Annotated in this window: 12 protein-coding genes; all 12 read right to left on the minus strand. The window is 74.1% G+C overall.

What is annotated here, in order from left to right:
- Window positions 1-1,976 (minus strand): homocysteine S-methyltransferase family protein (locus ACIBTU_RS35150; protein WP_399130743.1); only part of this gene is annotated, 1,976 nt, incomplete at its 3' end.
- Window positions 1,973-2,956, minus strand: a complete 984-nt coding sequence (locus ACIBTU_RS35155) for a carbohydrate kinase family protein (protein ID WP_399130744.1) — start codon at window positions 2,954-2,956, stop codon at window positions 1,973-1,975. The genes ACIBTU_RS35150 and ACIBTU_RS35155, both read right to left, overlap by 4 nt.
- A 31-nt stretch (window positions 2,957-2,987) precedes the next feature.
- Complete coding sequence (metK, locus tag ACIBTU_RS35160) at window positions 2,988-4,211, minus strand: methionine adenosyltransferase (RefSeq protein ID WP_399130745.1); 1,224 nt, start codon at window positions 4,209-4,211, stop codon at window positions 2,988-2,990.
- Between the two features lie 30 nt (window positions 4,212-4,241).
- Window positions 4,242-5,087: an LLM class flavin-dependent oxidoreductase gene (locus ACIBTU_RS35165; RefSeq protein WP_399130746.1), complete on the minus strand. Its 846-nt coding sequence runs from the start codon at window positions 5,085-5,087 to the stop codon at window positions 4,242-4,244.
- Complete coding sequence (locus ACIBTU_RS35170) at window positions 5,084-6,376, minus strand: LLM class flavin-dependent oxidoreductase (protein ID WP_399130747.1); 1,293 nt, start codon at window positions 6,374-6,376, stop codon at window positions 5,084-5,086. The genes ACIBTU_RS35165 and ACIBTU_RS35170 overlap by 4 nt, the downstream gene beginning before the upstream one ends.
- A 35-nt stretch (window positions 6,377-6,411) precedes the next feature.
- Complete coding sequence (locus tag ACIBTU_RS35175; RefSeq protein WP_399130748.1) at window positions 6,412-13,707, minus strand: amino acid adenylation domain-containing protein; 7,296 nt, start codon at window positions 13,705-13,707, stop codon at window positions 6,412-6,414.
- A 151-nt stretch (window positions 13,708-13,858) separates the two neighbouring features.
- Window positions 13,859-15,181 (minus strand): PLP-dependent aminotransferase family protein, encoded by a 1,323-nt coding sequence (locus tag ACIBTU_RS35180; RefSeq protein ID WP_399130749.1) that lies wholly within the window; start codon window positions 15,179-15,181, stop codon window positions 13,859-13,861.
- Complete coding sequence (locus ACIBTU_RS35185) at window positions 15,178-15,396, minus strand: MbtH family protein (RefSeq protein WP_399130750.1); 219 nt, start codon at window positions 15,394-15,396, stop codon at window positions 15,178-15,180. The genes ACIBTU_RS35180 and ACIBTU_RS35185 overlap by 4 nt, the downstream gene beginning before the upstream one ends.
- Entirely contained in the window at window positions 15,393-16,238 is an 846-nt protein-coding gene (locus ACIBTU_RS35190) for a thioesterase II family protein (RefSeq protein ID WP_399130751.1), read from the minus strand. Before ACIBTU_RS35190 ends, ACIBTU_RS35185 begins: the two co-directional genes overlap by 4 nt.
- Window positions 16,235-17,245 (minus strand): alpha-ketoacid dehydrogenase subunit beta, encoded by a 1,011-nt coding sequence (locus tag ACIBTU_RS35195; RefSeq protein ID WP_399130752.1) that lies wholly within the window; start codon window positions 17,243-17,245, stop codon window positions 16,235-16,237. The genes ACIBTU_RS35190 and ACIBTU_RS35195 overlap by 4 nt, the downstream gene beginning before the upstream one ends.
- Window positions 17,242-18,306 carry a pyruvate dehydrogenase (acetyl-transferring) E1 component subunit alpha gene (gene pdhA, locus ACIBTU_RS35200; protein WP_399130753.1) on the minus strand — a complete coding sequence of 355 codons (1,065 nt, stop codon included), beginning with the start codon at window positions 18,304-18,306 and terminating at the stop codon, window positions 17,242-17,244. Before pdhA ends, ACIBTU_RS35195 begins: the two co-directional genes overlap by 4 nt.
- Entirely contained in the window at window positions 18,303-19,715 is a 1,413-nt protein-coding gene (locus ACIBTU_RS35205) for an enoyl-CoA hydratase/isomerase family protein (protein WP_399130754.1), read from the minus strand. The genes pdhA and ACIBTU_RS35205 overlap by 4 nt, the downstream gene beginning before the upstream one ends.
- Window positions 19,716-19,720: the final 5 nt, after the last annotated feature.

Raw genomic sequence — 19,720 nt, forward strand, 5'->3', positions numbered from 1 at the left:
TTCTCACCGTCGATGATGCGGGCCTTGAGCCGCTCCTCCAGCGGCAGCGCCGCCAGCTCCTCCGCCTTGCCCGCCTTCAGCGACTTCGCGGTGGCACCCTCGAACAGGGCCATGAGCTTCTGGAGGGGGTCGTAGTCGTCGGTCCGCCGGTCGTGGATCAGGTCGAGAGCGGTGGTGACCTGCTCCTCGTCGAACCGGGCGATCGGCAGGATCTTCGAGGCGTGCACGATCGCCGAGTCCAGACCCGCCTTCACACACTCGTCCAGGAACACCGAGTTGAGAAGGATGCGGGCGGCCGGGTTCAGACCGAAGGAGATGTTCGACAGGCCGAGGGTGGTCTGTACGTCCGGGTGACGGCGCTTCAGCTCGCGGATCGCCTCGATCGTCGCGACACCGTCGCCCCTCGACTCCTCCTGACCGGTACAGATGGTGAAGGTGAGGCAGTCGATGAGAATGTCGGACTCGAGGATGCCCCAGTTTCCCGTCAGGTCCTCGATGAGCCGCTCGGCGATGGCGACCTTGTGCTCGACGGTGCGGGCCTGGCCCTCCTCGTCGATGGTCAGCGCGATCAGCGCCGCGCCGTGCTCCTTCGCGAGCTGGGTGACCTTCGCGAAACGCGACTCCGGCCCGTCACCGTCCTCGTAGTTCACCGAGTTGATGACCGCACGCCCACCCAGCTTCTCCAGACCCGCCTGAATGACATCGACCTCGGTCGAGTCCAGCACGATCGGGAGGGTGGAGGCGGTGGCGAAGCGGCCGGCCAGCTCCTCCATGTCCGCGACACCGTCGCGGCCCACGTAGTCCACGCACAGGTCCAGCATGTGCGCGCCCTCACGGATCTGATCGCGCGCCATCTCGACACAGTCGTCCCAGCGGCCCTCGAGCATGGCCTCACGGAACTTCTTCGACCCGTTCGCGTTCGTCCGCTCACCGATCGCCATGTACGCCGTGTCCTGCCGGAACGGCACCGTCTGATACAGCGAGGAGGCACCAGGCTCGGGGCGGGCCGCACGCTCGGGCGGCGTCATCTCCCGTACGCGCTCCACGACCTGGCGCAGATGCTCGGGAGTCGAGCCACAGCAACCGCCCACCAGGGACAGGCCGAAGCTGTTGACGAAGTTCTCCTGCGCGTCCGCCATCTCCACCGGAGTCAGCGGGAAGTGCGCACCGTCCTTCGTCAGGATCGGCAGACCCGCGTTCGGCATGCACATCAGCGGCGTCGTCGAGTGCTGCGCCAGATAACGCAGGTGCTCGCTCATCTCGGCCGGGCCCGTCGAACAGTTCAGGCCGATCAGATCGATGCCGAGCGGTTCGAGGGAGGTCAGCGCGGCGCCGATCTCCGAACCGAGCAGCATCACACCGGTCGTCTCGAAGGCCAGCGAGCAGATCAGCGGCACCGACACACCCAGCGCATCCATCGCGCGGCGGGCACCGATCAGGCTCGACTTCGTCTGGAGAAGGTCCTGCGTCGTCTCCACGATCAGCGCGTCCGCGCCACCCGCGAGCAGCCCCTCGGCGTTCTGCTGGTAGCCGTCACGGATCGTCGCGTAGTCGATGTGACCCAGCGACGGCAGCTTCGTGCCCGGACCGATCGAGCCCAGCACCCACCGCTGGCGCCCGTCCTTCGCCGCGAACTCGTCCGCGACCTCACGCGCGATCCGCGCGCCCGCCTCGGACAGCTCCACGATCCGGTCGGCGATGTCGTACTCACCCGACGCCGTGTGATTCGAACCGAACGTGTTCGTCTCCACACAGTCCACACCGACCGCGAAATACTCCTCGTGCACCGACCGCACGATGTCGGGCCGCGTGACGTTCAGGATCTCGTTGCAGCCTTCCAACTGCTCGAAGTCGTCCAACGAGGGATCCTGCGCCTGAAGCATCGTGCCCATGGCGCCGTCCGCCACCACGACACGGGTGGCGAGGGCGTCCCTGAGGGCGGCCACGCGGGCTCGGGGATCGGATGCGGGCGTCATGACAGGTCTCCGAGCCAGGAGGTGAGCGGCCCGGCCGCGGCGGCGCCGTACGTCCGGGCCACCGTGGCGAGGAGTGCGGTGCCGTCCGCGCGGTAGGTCTGGGAGCCCACGGTCGCGAGGGCGAGGGCGGCGACGGCGCAGCCGAGGCGGGCGGCGGTCTCGATCGGCAGGCCGCGGGAGACGGCGCCGAGGAAGCCGGCGCGGAAGGCGTCGCCGACGCCGGTCGGGTCGGTGACCGGGACGTCGGGGACGGCCGGCACGGTCAGCGCGGGCCGGCCCTCGGCCTCGATGCGCACGCCGCGTTCGCCGAGGGTGGTGACCCAGGTGCCGACGTGGTCCAGGACCTCGTCGCGGGTCCATCCGGTCCGCTCGCAGAGCAGGGCGGCCTCGTACTCGTTGGTGAACAGCCAGCGCGCCCCGGACACGAGCTGCCGGGTCTGCGGGCCGTCGAGCCGGGCCAGTTGCTGGGAGGGGTCGGCCGCGAAGGCGAGGCCGAGTTCGCGGCACTGGCGGGTGTGGCGCAGCATCGCGTCCGGGTCGTTGGGGGCGACGACGACCAGGTCGAGTTCGGCGGCGGGCACGGGCAGCCGGGTGAGGTCGATCTCGCGGGCCTCCGCCATCGCCCCGGTGTAGAAGGACGCGATCTGGTTGGCGTCGCGGTCCGTGGTGCACATGAAGCGGGCGGTCTGCCGTTCGGCCGACACGTGGACGCCGCCGGTGTCCACGCCGTGTTCCTTGAGCCACACCTCGTACTCGCCGAAGTCCGCGCCGACGGCGCCGACCAGCAGCGGGCGCAGGCCGAGGCCGCCGAGGCCGAAGGCGATGTTCGCGGCGACGCCGCCCCGTCGCACGTCGAGGCTGTCGACGAGGAACGACAGGGAGACGTGGTCCAGCTGATCGGGGATCAGCTGGTCCGCGAACCGGCCGGGGAAGACCGTCAGATGGTCGGTGGCGATCGAGCCGGTCACCGCTGTACGCACGTGAGCACTCCCGTCGGGCCGGACGCCCCGGTCAGACACCGGCGGCGAGCTTGAGCTGCTGGGCGCGGTCGGTCCGCTCCCAGGTGAAGTCGGGCAGTTCGCGGCCGAAGTGTCCGTAGGCGGCCGTCCGGGTGTAGATCGGGCGGAGCAGGTCGAGGTCGCGGATGATCGCGGCCGGGCGCAGGTCGAAGACCTCGCGGACGGCCTGCTCGATGCGCTCCTGGGAGACCAGGCCGGTGCCGAAGGTCTCGACGAAGAGACCGACGGGCTCGGCCTTGCCGATCGCGTACGCGACCTGGACCTCGCAGCGCTCGGCGAGGCCGGCGGCGACGACGTTCTTGGCGACCCAGCGCATCGCGTAGGCGGCGCTGCGGTCGACCTTGGACGGGTCCTTGCCGGAGAAGGCGCCGCCACCGTGGCGGGCGTAGCCGCCGTACGTGTCGATGATGATCTTGCGGCCGGTGAGCCCGGCGTCGCCCATCGGGCCGCCGATCTCGAAGCGGCCGGTCGGGTTGACCAGGAGGCGGTAGTCGTCGGTCTCCAGCTTGATGCCGTCCTCGGCGAGGCGGGCGAGGACGTGCTCGACGACGTGCTCCTGGATGTCCGGGGTGAGCAGCGAGCCCAGGTCGATGTCGGGCGCGTGCTGGGAGGAGACGACGACGGTGTCGAGACGGACCGGACGGCTGCCGCGGTACTCGATGGTCACCTGCGTCTTGCCGTCCGGGCGCAGGTACGGGAGCGTGCCGTCCTTGCGGACCTCCGTCAGCCGGCGCGAGAGCCGGTGGGCCAGCTCGATGGGCAGCGGCATGAGGTTCGGCGTCTCGTTGGTGGCGTAGCCGAACATGAGGCCCTGGTCGCCGGCGCCCTGCTGGTCGAGCTCGTCCCCTTCGTCTCCGCGGGAGGCCTCCTCGACGCGCTTCTCGTACGCCGTGTCGACGCCCTGCGCGATGTCGGGCGACTGGGCGCCGATGGAGACCGAGACGCCGCAGGACGCGCCGTCGAAGCCCTTGGCGGAGGAGTCGTAGCCGATGTCGAGGATCGTGTCGCGCACGAGCTGGGCGATCGGCGCGTAGGCCTTGGTGGTGACCTCGCCGGCGATGTGGACCTGGCCGGTGGTGATCAGGGTCTCGACGGCGACGCGGGAGGTGGGGTCCTCGCGCAGCAGGGCGTCGAGGATCGTGTCGCTGATCTGGTCGGCGATCTTGTCGGGGTGGCCCTCGGTGACGGACTCCGAGGTGAACAGGCGAGAGGACATGGTTCTCCAAAGGGCTGGGCGGACGGAGTGTCAGACCGTGGCGGTGACGCCGGTGTCGGCGTCGGCGTACCGGCCGGCGGGGCGGTGCAGGCCGAGCCGGGCGCGCAGGGTCGGTGCGTGCGGCCGGCCGGACGCGCCGGCCGCCGTCACACGGAGCGGGTCGTGGGCGTCGCGCAGTTCGACGACGAGGCCGTCGGCGCCCGAGGCGGCGAGCAGGTTCCCGGTGTCGGCGCCGGCGGGCGGGGTCAGCAGGATCTTGGCGCCGGGGGCCCGGTCGCGTACGCCGGGCACGTCGGCCGGGTCGTCGAGCAGGACGAGGTCGGCACGGTCGGCCAGTGCGGGGCCGGACACGGCGACGACGGGGTGGCCCTGCGGCGGGCGGGCCACGTTGAGCGGGCCCGCGACGTCGAAGTGGCGGCCCTGGTGGTCGAGTCGGTGCATCGCGTCGAGGCGCCAGTACAGGCCGTCGGCGCGGTCGTGGACGTAGGCGTCGTCGTCGAAGCTGTCCCACAGGCCGCGGGCGACCTCGATGAGCTCGGCGGTCCGGCCCTCGGGGTCGCCGCTGCCGGCGAGCCAGCCGGTGCGGCCGCGGCCGAGGTGGTCGAGCGAGGCGACGATGCGGGCCACGTGGTAGGGCGCCTGGTCGGCGGGGAGCGCGGAGACGATGAGGCCGATGCGCTCGGTGCGGGCGGCGAGCGCGGCGGCCAGCGTCGTGGCCTCGAAGCGGCCGGGCCCGGCGGCGGGCCGCGCCGAGTCGTCGAGGATCAGGGCGTCGAACCCGGCGTCCTCCGCGGCGCGGGCGACGGCGGTGAGCGTGTCGAACGTCGCGCCGTCGGCGTGCGTGTCGATGCGGCCGGCGAGAATCGGGGCGCTCATGCGGTGGCTCCTGCGGGGACGTCGGTGGTGCGGCCCGGCGCGGGGGTGTCGAGGCCGAGGTTCTCCCGCAGCGTGCCGCCCTCGTAGGAGGTGCGGTACAGGCCGCGGCGCTGGAGCTCGGGCACGACGTGGTCGACGAAGTCGTCGGCGGAGCCCGGCAGGTACGGGAAGTCGATGTTGAAGCCGTCGGCGCCGCGGCCGGTGAACCAGGACTCCATGTGGTCGGCGAGCTGCTCCGGCGTTCCGACGACGATGTCGCCCATGAGCCGCAGGGCGAGTCCGCGGATCGACAGGTTCTCGGCGCGGGCGAGGCCGATGAGCCGCTCGGTCGTCGACTGGGACTGGTTGGTGTACGGGATGTCGGGCACGGGGCCGTCGATCGGGTAGGTGCTGAGGTCGACGTCGTCGCCGAGGAAGTCCTGGAGGGTGCGCAGCGCCACGTGGTCGTGGGTGAGGTCCTGCAGCTCCTGGAGGCGCTGCTTCGCCTCGGTCTCGGTGGCGGCGACGATCGGCGCGAGGGTGGGCCAGACGAGGACCTTCTCGGGGTCGCGGCCCTGGGCGGCGACGCGCTGCTTGAGGTCGGAGTAGAAGGCCTGCGCGTCGGGGAGCGTGTTGTGCCGGGTGAAGATGACCTCGGCGTGCCGGGCGGCGAACTCGCGGCCCACGGGCGAGGACCCGGCCTGGATGATGACGGGCCGACCCTGCGGCGGGCGGGCGACGTCGAGCGGTCCGCTCTCGTCGAAGTGCGCGCCGTGGTGGTCGATCGGGCGGCCCTCGCTGTCCCAGAGCGCCTTGACGACCTCGATGAACTCCTGGGCCCGCTCGTAGCGCTTGCCGTGCTCCAGGTGCTCGGGGAAGCCGAAGTTCGCGGACTCCCAGGGGGCGGCGGAGGTGACGACGTTCCAGCCGGCGCGGCCGCCGCTGAGGTGGTCGAGCGAGGCGAAGCGGCGGGCGATGTGGGCCGGCTCGTTGTACGTGGTCGTCGCGGTCGCGCACAGGCCGATGTGCTCGGTGGCCGCGGCGTAGGCGGCGAGCAGGGTCAGCGGTTCGAAGTGCTCGGTGCGCGAGGTGCGGCACAGCGAGTCGAGGCGGGTGCCCCACACGGCGACGATGTCGGCGATGAACACGGCGTCGAACAGGCCGCGTTCGAGGGTCCGCGCGTTCCTCTTGTGGAACTCGAAGTCGAGTTGGGCGTCCGCCTGGGTCGACGGGTGGCGCCAGGCGGCGACGTGGCCGCCGGGGCCGTCGATGATGCCGGCGAGCGTGATGCGCCGGCGGGGCGTGGTCATGGTCGGTGCTCTCCCTGGGTTCGGTGCGCTCGACGTCAGCGGCGGACGGCGGAGGCGAGGATGCGGGCCAGGCGGCGGACGTTGTCGCCGGTCAGCATCGTCACGTGGTTGCCCGGTACGACCCGGATGGACAGGTCCTCGACGTGGTCCTCCCAGCCGAGTCCGGGCCGCGCGTGGAAGCGGTCGCTCTCGTCGTACTCGGTGCCCTTGCCGAAGCCGGTGTCGCCGGCGCGCAGCACGGCCGCGGGGCCGTCGTAGGGCCGGGGGCGGTAGCGCTGGACGGCCTCGACGCTGTCGCGCATGAGGGCGACCGGGTCGCCGCCGCCGTCGCCGCGCATCCAGTCGGCGATCTGGGCGAGTTCGCTCAGGTAGGAGGCGGAGCCGTCCGGTTCGGCGAGCGGGTCCGACCCGTCGTCGGCCTCGTCCTCGGCGGGCGCGCCGGCCGGTCGTGCGCCGGGGCCCTCGGCGTCCGGTGCGGGGGTACGGCCCTCGGCGACGGCCCGCAGCTGGCTGGCGAAGGATCCGTCGGCGTCGGCGTCGGTGAGTTCGCCGTCGGGCGCGCCCGCGTCGACGAGGAGGACCAGCGGGGGCCGGCCGCCCTCGGCGGTGATCAGGCGGGCCATCTCGTACGCGATGACGCCGCCGCCGGAGAAGCCGCCGAGGACGATCCGCTCGCCCGCGTCGAGCGCGGGGCGCAGCGCCGCGACGTAGTGGTCGGCGAGCTGCTCGGCGGTGAGGTGGCGCGGCTCGGGTTCGTCGACGCGCGGGTCGCGGATGCCGACGAGCGCCTCGGGGCCCTCGTAGCAGTGGGCGAGCTGCGCGTAGCAGGCGACCTGGCCGCCCGGCGGGTGGACGAGGTAGACGGTGCCGGCACCGGGCTGCCCGGCGGGGCGCAGGGGGACGAGGACACCGCGGGGGGAAGTGGCGTCGTCGTCCCCGGGGTCCCGGTCGAGCAGCCCGGCGATCTGTCCCGCCCTGGGGTGGGCGAGAAGTTCGTCGAGACGCAGGGTGCGTCCGGATCGGGTGTTGATCTCGCGCAGCAGCCGCATCGCGAGGAGCGAGTGACCGCCGGCTTCGAAGAAGTGCAGTCCGGCGTCGAGGGGTTCGGTGCCGAAGACGGCCTCCCAGGCCTCCTTCACCAGGCCGGTGCTGGGGCCTTCGGGCCAGGTGACGTGCGCGGCGCCGGCCGCGTCGGTGCCCGGTTCGGCGCGCTCGGCCATGCGGGGCAGGCCGGCGGCGTCCAGGCCCGCGACGATGTCCCCGACCGTGGTCGTGTCGTCGGCGGTGTCCGGCAGCTCGCGCAGCAGGCGGGCGCACTGGGCGACGAGACGGCCGGCGTCCCGGTCCGCGATCCGGCCGCGGTCGTGCACGGCGGTGAGGACGAGGCTGCCGTCGACGTCGCGGTGGGCGAGCAGCGTGACGGGGAACGCGGTCTGGGACCCGGCGGCCTCGGGGAGTTCGACGCGGATGTCGTGCGCGGCCAGCGCCGCCTCCAGGTCGTCGGAGGAGCGCGGGTAGTTCTCGAAGACGATGAGGCTCTCCACGAGCTTCTCGTCGGCCCGGCGCCCGCTCCACTCGTGGATCTGGCCGGTCGACACCCATTCGTAGGCGGCCATGTCGAGGGCCTGGTCGCGCAGTTCGGTGAGCAGCCGCGGGACGGTGTGCGCGGGGTCGACCTGGATGGTCATGGGGAGCGAGTTCATGAGGAGTCCGGGCAGCCGCTCGATCGAGTCGAGGGGGATGCCGCGGCCGGACACGGTGACGCCGAAGCCGACCGGGGCGACGCCGTCCGCTCCGGAGGCGCGGTACAGGAGCAGGGCCCACACGGCCTGGAGGGCGCTGGACTCGGTGGCGGCGCGGGCCGCGGCCCAGGCACGCAGCCGGTCGGCCTCGGCCCGGCCGATGCGGACCTCGGCGCGGCCCCAGCCGCTCTCCTCGGTCGCGGGACCGGGCAGGGCGGGGCGCACGGCCGGGGCGGCCGACGGTACGGCCGCCGACCAGAACTCCCGGGCGGGCGCGGTGTCCTGCTCGGCCAGCCAGTGCGCGTAGTCGCGGATGTCGGGACGGCGTTCGCTGCCGGGCAGGGCGCCGCCGACGAGGTAGGCCCGGTAGAACTCCTGGAGCAGCACGGACACGCTCCAGCCGTCCAGGAGCACGTGGTGGAAGGTGATCAGGACGCGGGTCGAGGGGGCGCCGCCGGCGTTCTCGGGGCCGGCCGCGGCGGCGTCGTCGACGAGGGTGGCGCGCAGGAGTCCGGGCTCGCGCAGGTCGAAGCCGCGCCCACGGTCACGCTCGAGGAGTTCGTCCCAGTCGACGCTGCCGGCGGGGTGGCGGACGATCTCGGGGGTGACGTCTTCGTGCAGGACGAGGCGGGGATCGTCGTCCCAGTCGAAGGCGGCCCGCAGGACCGTCTCGCGCTCGAACACGGACCGCCACGCCGCGACGAAGCGCTCGGTGTCCAGGGCGCCGTACCAGCGCCAGTACAGCTGCTCGACGTAGCGGCCGGTGCCGCGGTGGGCGAGTGCGTCGAGGAGCAGGCCGTGCTGCTGCGGGGTGACGGGCACCGTCTCCGGCTCCGCGGCCGCGATCGGCAGGGCGGCGCGGGACAGGTCGTCCTCCTCCCGCTCGGCCGGGGCGACCGGTCGGCCGGGGGCGGTGATCTCGGCGGCGGACACGTCGCGCGGGTCGGCGCCGGCGAGGGTCGCCAGGACCCAGCGCATCTGGTCGACGAGCGCCTCGACGCCCGCCTCGTCCACGCCGTCGGCGGGGCTGGGGACCCAGGTGAGCCCCATGCGCAGCCGGCCGCCGTGGACGATGCCGTAGACCTCGATGCCGTACACGCGCTCGCAGTGTGCGGAGTGCTCGCGCGGGATGGGGCGGCCGGACATGGTGAAGCCGCCGTTGGGGCTCAACTGGTCGGCCTGGCCGTAGTAGTTGAAGCAGACGAGGGCGGGCGGCAGTGCCCGCAGGAGGGTGCGCAGGGCGGGGTCGTCGGAGAACTCGCGGCACGCGCCGAACCCGACGCCGCCCTCCGGCACCTCGGTCAGCCCCTGGGTGACCTCGGCGAGCCAGCCCTCCGGGTCCTGGGCGCGCTCGGCGGCCAGGACGATCGGATGGATGGAGGTGAACCAGCCGACGGTCCGGAAGAGGTCGTCGCGCCCGTGCCGGCCGTGGGTCTCCACGTCGAAGGTCACCTGACGGGTGCCGCGCCAGCGGGCGAGCGCCTGTGCGAAGGCGCCGGTCATCACCTGGTGCACCTGGAGGCCGAGGCGGCCGGGCAGCGGGCCGATGAGCCGGGCGGTGGCCTCGGGGTCGAGCGCGAACTCGACCCGGCGGATGTCCCGTTCGTCGGGCGCGGGCGTGGTGAGCAGCAGGCTCTGCGCCGCGCTGCGGGCATCGGCGAGGGAGCGCCAGTGCTCGGCCTCGCCGGGCCGGGCGGCGACGGCGGGCAGGGAGGCGACCCAGTCCTCGTACCGGCACGCCTCGTCGGGCAGGGCGGGCAGGGCGCCGTCGGACAGGGAGGTGAGCGCGTGCTCCAGGTCCTCCAGGAGGATCCGCCAGGACACCCCGTCGACGACGAGGTGGTGGACGGCGATCAGGAGCAGGCCGTCGCTGTCGGGCCGGCGGTGGTCGTGCGCGAGCAGGGCCCGTACGTGCACGCCCTCGAGGGGGTCGAGACTGGCCTCGATGTCCTCCAGGGCTCCGTCGAGTCCGGCGTCGTCGTGCACCTGGCACTCGCGCAGCACGTCGCGGGGTTCGTACGCGGCGAACGGGGCGGCGGCGATCATGCGGCCCCCGGCGTGGTCGCCGTGCGCGTCGGCCTCGAAGCGGGCGCTGAGCGCGGGGTGGGCGGCGACGACGGCCTGGAGGGCGAGGCGCAGCACGGTGGGGTCGACGGGCCGGTTCAGCTCCAGGAGCACCGACTGGTTCCACTGGTGGGCGTCGGTCCTGATGTGCCGGAAGAACCAGGACTGCACCGGCGCGAGCGGTGACGCGGCGCCGCGGGGCGTGGCGGGCCTGGCCGTCGGGGCGGTCGCTGGGGTGGTCTCGGCGGGGGTCTGTGCCGGCGCGGGCGCGGGGGCCGTCTCGTCCAGGTGGGCGGCGAGCGCGGCGAGGACCGGGTGCCGGTAGATGTCGCGCATGGTGAGGGTGAGTCCCTCGCGGCGCAGCCGGGAGACCATCTGCATGGCGAGGATGGAGTCGCCGCCGGCCTCGAAGAACTGGGCGTCGTCCCGCGCCTCCCCCAGCAGTTCCCGCCAGACGGCACGCACGGCGGGCAGCGCGGCGGGGGCGGGCGGGGCCGTGGCTACGACGGGGGTCACGGGTTGTGCGATCTCTGCGTCCTTCTCAGGCGTGACGGGCTGTGCGGGCTGTACAGACTGCTCGGGCTGTGCGGGCTGTGCGGGCTGCTCGGGCTCGGCCGGCTGGTCGCCCCGGTCCGCGAGCCGGGCCAGGGCCTGCCGGTCGGTCTTGCCGTTCGGCAGGACGGGGATGACGGGGACGCGGTGGAGGTGGGCGGGGACCATGTGGGACGGCAGCAGCCGGGCCAGCTCCGCGCGCACCCGCGCGACCTCGGCGTCCGTCACCACGTGGGCGACGATCTGCAGGCTGCCGCCGGCGTGCCGGGACACCTGGACGGTGGCGTCCCGGACCTCGCGCAGCGACATCAACGCGCCGCGCACCTCGCCCAGTTCGACCCGGTTGCCGTTGATCTTCACCTGGTCGTCGAGCCGGCCCAGGTGAGTGAGCGCGCCGCCCGGCAGCAGCCGGACCAGGTCGCCGGTGCGGTAGACGGTCCCGTTGCGCGGGCCGAGGTCCAGGGTGCGGTAGCGCTCCGCGGTGCGCTCGGGGTCGCCGACGTAGCCGTCGGAGACGGTGCCGCCGCCGATCCACAGCTCGCCCGGGGCGCCCGGCGGGAGTTCGCGCAGGCCCTCGTCGAGCACGTGGCAGCGGATGTTGTCGAAGGGGACCCCGATCGGCACGTCGGCCCGCCGGGTCCAGAAGGCGTCCTCGTCCCGGCTCCAGGAGAAGACGGTGGAGTACGAGGTCTCGGTCGGCCCGTACGCGTTGTGCAGCCGCGCCGGGTGCGCGGCCTCGAAGGCGGCGCGCAGTTCGTTGGGCAGCGTCTCGCCCGTGGACACGACGGTGCGCAGGGTGCGGTTGCGCCGGAAGGCGTCCGCCTCGATGAGCAGCCGCAGTTGGGAGGGGACGGCGTGCAGCAGGGTGACGCCGTGCCGGTCGACGGCCTCGGCCATCACATCGGGGTCACGCTCGGCGTCCGGCGGCGCCACGATCAGCCGGGCGCCGGACACCAGCGCGACGAGCATCTCGTGGGCGCTGACGTCGAAGGTGAACGGGGCCTTGAGCAGCATCGCGTCGTCGGGCCCGATGCCGAAGTGGCGTACGGCGGCGAGGACGTCGGTGACCAGGGCGCGGTGGCTGAGCTGGACGCCCTTGGGTGTGCCGGTGGAGCCCGAGGTGTACAGGATGTGCAGGGCGTCGCCCGGGCGGGGGCCCTGCACGTGGGCGGTGCCGGGCCGGGCCAGCTCGTCCAGCGGCACCCGCTCGGGTCCGGCGGGGCAGGCCCGGGCCGTCTCCGGGTCGACGACGGCGAGCCGGATGCCGCTGCTGTCGACGATGTGGCGGCGCCGCGTCTCGGGGTGGGCGGCGTCGATCGGCACGTAGGCGGCGCCGGTGCGCAGGATGCCGAGCATCGCGGCGACGGCCTCGTCGGTGCGCGGCAGCAGCACGCCGACCCGGTCGCCGGACCGTACGCCGCGGGCGGTCAGTCCGGCCGCGTACGCCTCGATGCGGGCGTCCAGTTCGCGGCGGGTCCAGCGGCGGTCGCCGAACTCGACGGCGACGGCGTCGGGATCGTCCTTGGCCGCCCGGCGGATCAGCGTGTCGATGTCGGTGTCGTCGAGGCGGTGGTCGGTGGCGTTGAGGAAGTCGAGGGTGGCGCGGGCGCGCGGCCCGATGCCGTCGAGGTCGGCGACGGCCTCGTCGGGGCGGCGCACCAGTTGCCGGGCGAGTTCGGTGACGTGGTCGGCGAACGCCTCGGCGGTCGCCGCCTCGATGCGCGCGGCGTCGTACTTGAGCCGGCCGCGCAGCGTGCCCCCGCCCTCGTACAGCTCCAGGGTGAGCAGGCCGAGGCCGGGGGTGGGCACGTCCTGGCGCCAGCGGGCGCGCAGCCCGCCGCGCAGGGCGACACCCTCGTCGGCGGCGGTGCCCGGATCGGCCCAACTGTGCATGACGAAGGTGCAGTTGAACGGGTCGGCGGCGGCGCCGCCGGGGGCCAGGCGGGCGATGCGGGGGAAGGGCAGGCGGGCGTGGTCGACGGCGCGGGCCAGTTCGGTCTGCACGCCGGTGACGAACGCGGCGGCGGTCAGCTCCGGCTCCTGGGCCGGGGCACGGACCAGGAGCGTGCGGACGAAGTAGCCGACGGTGCGGTCGAAGCGCGGGTCGGTGCGGGCGCCGAGCGGCACGCCGACGGTGGGCGCCGACTGCCGGCCGTACGTGCCGAGGGCCTTGAGGTAGGCGGCGAGGAGCACGGCCGCGGCGCCGGCGCGGTGCGCGCGGGAGAAGCCGGTGATCTCCTCCCACAGGCCGGTGTCGAGCTCGAGCGGCACCATCGCCTCGCGCACGGTGTCGGAGCCCGGGGTGTCCAGCGGGAAGTCGACGGTGAGGTCGGCGCCGTCCAGCCGCTCGCGCCAGTACGCCTCGTCGGCGTCGGTGCGCGCGGCGGCCTCCTGGGCGCGGGCGGTGACGTAGGCGCCGAAGCCGGTGGGGGCCGGGGCGGTGACCTCTCCGTGCTCGTAGGCGTCGAGGAGGTCGGCGAGGAGGAGCCCGGTGGACTCGCCGTCGACGACGACGTGGTGGACGACGAGGAGCAGGGTGTGGTGCTCGGGCCCGTGGGCGGCGAGGACGGCGCGCAGGACGCCGGAGCCCTCCAGGTCGAGGGCGCGGCGGGCCTCGGCGAGCAGGTCGGCGGCAGGCGCGGCACCGGGGGCGTCCTGGCGTTCCAGGCGCGGGGCGCGGGCCGGGTCGAGGTCGAGGCGGGGCAGCCCGTCGCCGTCGTCGTCGCGGACCCGCGCGGACAGCAGCGGGTGGCGGGCGACGAGCCGGGCGAGCGCGGCCTCCAGGGCGGGGACGTCGAGGGGGCCGCGCAGGTCGACGGCGAGCGGCACGTTGTAGGGCGAGTTCTCCGGATCGGCCCGGTGCTGGAGGAGCAGGCCGAGCTGGTCCTCGGTCAGGGGTACGGTTCCCGCCTCGTCCGCCCCGCGGCCGGCGGTCTCGGCGGTCTGCGCGCCTGAGGGCTGGAGCATGGTCATCGGGTGTCTCCTGAGTCGGAATTCCGAGGCTTGGGTTCCTCCGGGCACACCTCGGCCCGGTGGTCCGCACCGTCCGGGGACGAGTGTGGTGCTCGCCGCCGACACGCCGCTGACGTGCGGCTGATGCGCGGCGGGGGCGCGGGGGCGGACGTCAGGCGCGGCCCGAGCGAGCCTCGACCAGGGCCGCGAGGCGGTCGAGGCCGACGGCGATCTCCTGCGGGGTCAGCACGGAGTACGAGAGCCGGAGCTGGTGGAGTCCTCCGGTGCCCGCGTAGAAGTGGTGCATCGGGGTCCACAGCACGCCGAAGCGGCGGGCGGACTCCTCCAGGGCCTGTTCGTCGGCGACGAAGGGGACGCTCACCACGGCGAAGAGTCCGCCCGCGGGCACGTTCCAGCTGACGCCGCTGTCGCCGTCGCGCGGGAAGCGGGCGGCGAGTCCGTCGAGGAGCGCGCGCAGGTTGCGGCGGTAGACGGCGGCCTCGCGGGCGCAGGCGCGTTCCATGCTGCAGTCGTGCTCGAGCAGCAGTCCGCCGATCGCGGCCTGGGACAGCGCCGAGGTGTTGAGCGTGAACATGCTCTTGAGCTTGGCGAGCTGGTCGGCGAAGAGTCCGCCCTGGGCGACCGGCTGGTCCGCGATGACGTAGCCGATCCGGGCGCCCGGGTAGGCGGTCTTGGCGTACGAGCCGATGTAGACGACGCGGCCGGCGGTGTCGAGGGACTTGAGGGTGGGCAGCCGTCCCTGGCCGTCGTGGAACATCGAGTACGGGTTGTCCTCGATCAGCAGGATGTCCGCCTCCTCGGCGACCCGCAGCAGGCGCCTGCGGTCGTCGAGGGACATCCGGGAGCCGCCCGGGTTGGCGAAGTCGGGGATGACGTAGCAGGCGCGCGGGCGCAGGCCGTCGGCGCGGGCGCGGGCGACGGCGCGGGCCAGTTCCTCGGGGTCGAGGCCGTCCGCGCCCTCGGGGACCAGGCGGACGGCGGTCTCGGTGAGGCGGGCCGCGCCGGTGAACCCGACGTAGGTCGGCACGGCCGCGAGCACGACGTCCTGGGCGTCGCGGCGCAGTGCGCGCAGCAGCAGGACCATGGCCTCCTGGCAGCCGGTGGTGACGACCACCGCCTCCGGATCGGCCGTGATGGACTCGTCGGCCAGGAGCTGGCGCACGACCAGCTCGTTGATGATGCCCTTGGTGGGCCCGTACTGGAACAGGGTGCGGCGCACCCGCTCCTCGTCCAGGCCGCGTTCCTGCTCCAGGTACCGGGTGTAGCGCCGCAGGTGACGGTGGAGCGCCTCGGTCCGGTAGTGGCCCTCGTAGGGCCGGCCGGCCGCGAAGGACACGGCGTCGGGGTGGTCGCCGGTGATCTCGTTGAGCAGGGTCATCGAGGTCAGGGCCGGGTCGGTGAGGCTGGCGTGGAGGTCGGAGGTGGCCAGCAGGGGCGCGGCCCGCGGGGAGTCGAGCAGCGCGGCCGAGGTCACGCCGCGGCCCCGTCCATGGCGTCGGCCAGGGACTTGGGCCGCATGTCGGTCCACTGCTCGCCGATGTGGGCGAGGGCGCTCTCGCGGTCGGTGGCCGGCAGGGCGACGGTCCATCCGGCGGGCACCTCGGCGAAGGACGGCCACAGCGAGTACTGGCCCTCGTGGTTGGCCAGGACGAGGTAGGTGCCTTCGGCGTCCTCGAAGGGGTTGCTCATGACGGTCTCCCGGTTGCTGATGCTGGACGGGTCGGACGTGCGGGGGCCGCGTGTGCAGCGGTCCCCGTCCAGGCTGGTCCGGTCCGCCGACGCGGGGCTGACATGTCGCTGACGAGGTCGTCGACCAGTTCGAGGAGGACCGGTGCGGGCTCCTCGGCCAGGTGGAAGTGGCCGCCGCGGAAGGTCCGATGGCGGACGTCCCCGGTGGTCGCGAGGTCCCATTCGGCCGCCTCCTCGGCGGCGAACTCTGGGTCGGCGAGGCCCCGGTGCACGGTGACGGGCAGGGCGGGCAGGGGGCCGGGGCGCCGGGTGTAGGTCTCGGCGAGCGCGTAGTCGGCGCGGGCCGTGCGCAGCACCAGTTCGACCAGGTCGGGGTGGTCGAGGACCTCGTCGGGGACGCCTTCGAGGCGCCGGAGTTCGGCGAGGAGTTCGGCGTCGGTGCCGAGGTGGACCGTGCCGGGCCTGACGCGGTGCGGCGGCGGCATGCCGGACACGGTCAGCCGCATCGGCGCGTGCCCCGCGGCCACCAGGCGCAGCGCGGTCTCGTGGGCGACGAGGGCGCCGAGGCTGTGCCCGTACAGGGCCAACGGGCGGTCGAGGAGCGGGAGCAGGGCGTCGGCCGCGGCGTCGGCGAGGGCGTGCAGATCGGTGTGCGAGGGTTCGCCGATGCGGTCGGCGTGCCCGGGGTACTGGGCGGCCCGCAGCTCGACCGTGTCGGGCAGCAGGGCGGGCCAGCCCCAGTAGGCGGACGCGGATCCGCCGCCGTGCGGGAAGCAGACGAGGCGGGCCCGGGCGGCCGGCCGGGGTACGGGGCAGCGGTACCAGTGCGCGGTGGTGTTCACGCGGCGGCCCCGGAGGTCCGTGAGGTCGCGGGCCACTCCAGGCGTTCCACCGCGTCGAGGATGCGCCCGACGTCGGGGAGGTAGTGGCCTTCGAGCAGCGGGGCCGGGTAGGGCACGTCGAGGCCGGTGACGCGGCGCACGGGCGCCTCCAGGTGGTAGAAGCAGCGTTCGGTGATCCGCGCGGCGATCTCGGCGCCGGGCCCGGCGAAGCCGTGGGCCTCGTGGACGACGACGGCGCGTCCGGTGCGGCGGACGCTGGCGGCGACCGTGTCCTCGTCGAACGGGGACAGAGTGCGCAGGTCGACGACCTCCAGGCTGCGGCCGTGTTCGGCGGCGGCCTCGGCGGCGGCGAGGGCGACCGGCAGGGTCGGCCCGTACGTGACGAGGGTGGCGTCGGTGCCGGGCCTGCGGATCGCGGCCCAGCCGAGCGGCCCGGTGTCGACAGGCAGCGCCACCTCGTCCTTCTGCCAGTACAGGCGCTTGGGTTCGAGGAAGACGACCGGGTCGGGCGAGGCGATGGAGCGGCGCAGCAGCGAGTACGCGTCGGCGACGGTGGCGGGCGTGACGACGGTGAGGCCGGGGGTGGCCATGTAGTAGATCTCGGAGGAGTCGCTGTGGTGCTCGACGCCGCCGATGCCGCCGCCGTAGGGGATGCGGACGGTCAGCGGCAGGGGCAGGGCGCCGCGGGTCCGGGAGCGGAACTTGGCTACGTGGCTGACGAGTTGCTCGAAGGCCGGGTAGGCGAAGGCGTCGAACTGCATCTCCACGACGGGCCGGTAGCCGTACATGGCCATGCCCACGGCGGTGCCGATGATCGCCGATTCGGCGAGCGGCGTGTCGAAGCAGCGTTCCTCGCCGAACTCCTCGGTCAGCCCGTCGGTGACGCGGAAGACGCCGCCGAGCGTGCCGACGTCCTCGCCGAAGACGAGGGTGCGGTCGTCCTCGCGCATCGCGTGCCGCAGGGCGGCGTTGAGGGCCTTGGCCAGGGTGACGGTGGGCGGCGTCATCGGTCCTCTCCTCCTCGCACCGCGGGGTCACCCGCCAGGAGCGCGGCCTGCTCGCGCAGGTGGTGCGGCGGCTGGTGGTAGACGTGGCGGAGCATCTCCATCGGGTCGCGCCGGGGCGGCTCGGCGAAGTCGCGGCGCAGGGCGGCCGTCAGCGCGTCGGCGGACGCGGCGATCTCGGCGATGCCGGCGGCGTCGAGCACGCCGTCGTCGACGAGGGTCCGCTCCAGGCGGGCGACCGGGTCCTTGCCGGACCAGGCGGCCACCTCGTCGGCGGAGCGGTAGCGGGTGTCGTCGTCGGCGTTGGTGTGCGCCTCGACGCGGTAGGTCAGGGCCTCGATCAGGGTGGGGCCGGCGCCGGAGCGGGCCCGCCGGGCCGCCTCGGTGACGGCGGCGTGCACGGCGAGGGCGTCGTTGCCGTCGACCTGGACGCCGGTCGCGCCGTAGCCGGGCGCCTTGTCGGCGAGGGAGCGGGCCGCGGTCTGCTTGCTGAGGGGGACGCTGATCGCGTACTGGTTGTTCTGGACGAAGAACACGACGGGGGCGCGCCGCACGGCCGCGTAGTTGACGGCCTCGTGGAAGTCCCCCTCGCTGGTGGCGCCGTCCCCGATGTAGGCGAGGGCGACCACGTCGTCGCCGCGCATCCGGGCCGCGTCGGCGAGCCCGGCCGCGTGCAGGCACTGGGTCGCCAGCGGGGTGCACTGGGGGGCGGTGCGGTGGGCGGCCGGGTCGTAGCCGCAGTGCCGGTCGCCGCGGAAAAGGGTGAGGACGTCCTCGGCGGGGATGCCGCGGGTCAGCAGGGCGACGCTCTCCCGGTAGGTGGGGAAGATCCAGTCGGTGGGGCGCAGGGCGAGCACCGAGCCGGTCTGGCAGGCCTCCTGGCCGCGCGAGGAGGGGTAGACGGCGAGCCGGCCCTGCCGGGTGAACGCGGTGGCGGTCCGGTCGAAGGCCCGGCCGACGACCATCGCCCGGTACAGGCTCAGCGCGGTACGGGCCTCGGCCGGGGCCTGCGCGGAGGCGGGCGGCGCGGAGGCGGGCGGCGGGGGCGCGTCGAGCACCGTCATCGCTGACCGCCGCCGCTCGTCGCCCGGTTCCGGTGGATCCAGGTGCGCTCCAGGGTGCTGATCAGCGCGGGGCTGTGCAGCTGGCGGGACTGCTCGTAGGCGTACTGGGCGAGGTAGCGGCGGAACAGGTCGAGGGGCTCCTCGACCATGGTGAGCATGCGCCGGTTGGCGCCGACGGCGGGGTGGTCGAGGTGCTCCGCCGCCGCGCGCACGGCGTTGTCCATGGCGTCCGCGGGCACGGTCTCGTCGACGAAGAGGGACGCCTCGGGGTCGGTGGCGCGCAGCTTCTGCCCCCAGAAGACGAGGCGCCGCGAGAGCCGCGACCCGGTGGAGTGCAGCAGCCGCATGTTGGCGAGGCCGGGGACCAGGCCCTCCTCCATGGCGGGCAGGCTGAACCAGGCGTCGTCGGCGGCGACGACCCGGTCCATGGTGGGCAGGATCTGCATGCCGCCGCCGATGGCGAAGGCGTCGACGGCCGCCACCCACGGCTTGTCGGCGTCCGGCCACCAGCCCTCGCCCGCCGTGTCGTCCAGGCACAGGCCGCGCACGAACTTGGCGATGTACCCGGCCTCGCGGCGCAGCAGGAAGCCGAGGAGCGAGATGTCGCCGTGGTACAGGTGCGTGAGGTTGATGCCGGCGCTGAAGACGCGCCGGCCCGCGTGGGCGGGGTGGGACTGGGCGGCGCCGCGCAGCACGCCGACGTGGCTGGCCGGGTCGAGCAGCACCAGGTCGGTGCCGGTCTCCAGGGCCTCGACGGCGGCGTCGTCCTCGGCGTTGAGGAACTCGTCGTTGCACAGCTCCAGATGGGCGATGCCGTCCTGGCGGGTGACGGTGGCGATGCCGAGGTCGGCGCGGCCGGTGAGCTGGAAGTCGAGGAGGGCGGCGCGGGCCCGCTCGGTGGGCCGGAGCATGGAGCGCAGCAGGTGGTTGCCGGCCGTCGGCGCGTTCAGGACGGCCTGGAAGAAGGTGCCGACGGCGACCTCCCAGCCCTCCTTGTTGCGCTGCATGTGCCGTGCGTCGTCGGCCAGTTGGGCGCGGGTGGGGACGAGGCCGGGGAAGCGGGCGGCGGCGAGCGCGGTCAGCTCGTCCAGGCGGGGGTGGCGGGTGAGGCCGTCGGTGAGTTCCGCGTAGACGCCCTCCGCGTGGACGGCGAGGAACCGTCGGCGCAGGGCGTCCGCCCCGGCGTGCAGGGCGGACGCGTCGCGCTGCTGGGACGCGCTGCGGGCGACGCGCGGCGGCAGGGCCTCGATCAGGCGCGCGGCGGACTCCAGGTGGTCGCCGACGGGCCCGCGGTCCAGGTCGAGGTCGCCGGTGAGGACGGGCGGGCGGCCGGGTTCCGTGTGCAGGAGCACAGCGGTTCCCGCGGTGGTGGTCGACGGGGTCGGGTCGGCGAGCGTGGGTGTGCGCACGGTGT

The sequence above is a fragment of the Streptomyces sp. NPDC050145 genome (assembly GCF_044460245.1).
Lineage (GTDB): Bacteria > Actinomycetota > Actinomycetes > Streptomycetales > Streptomycetaceae > Streptomyces.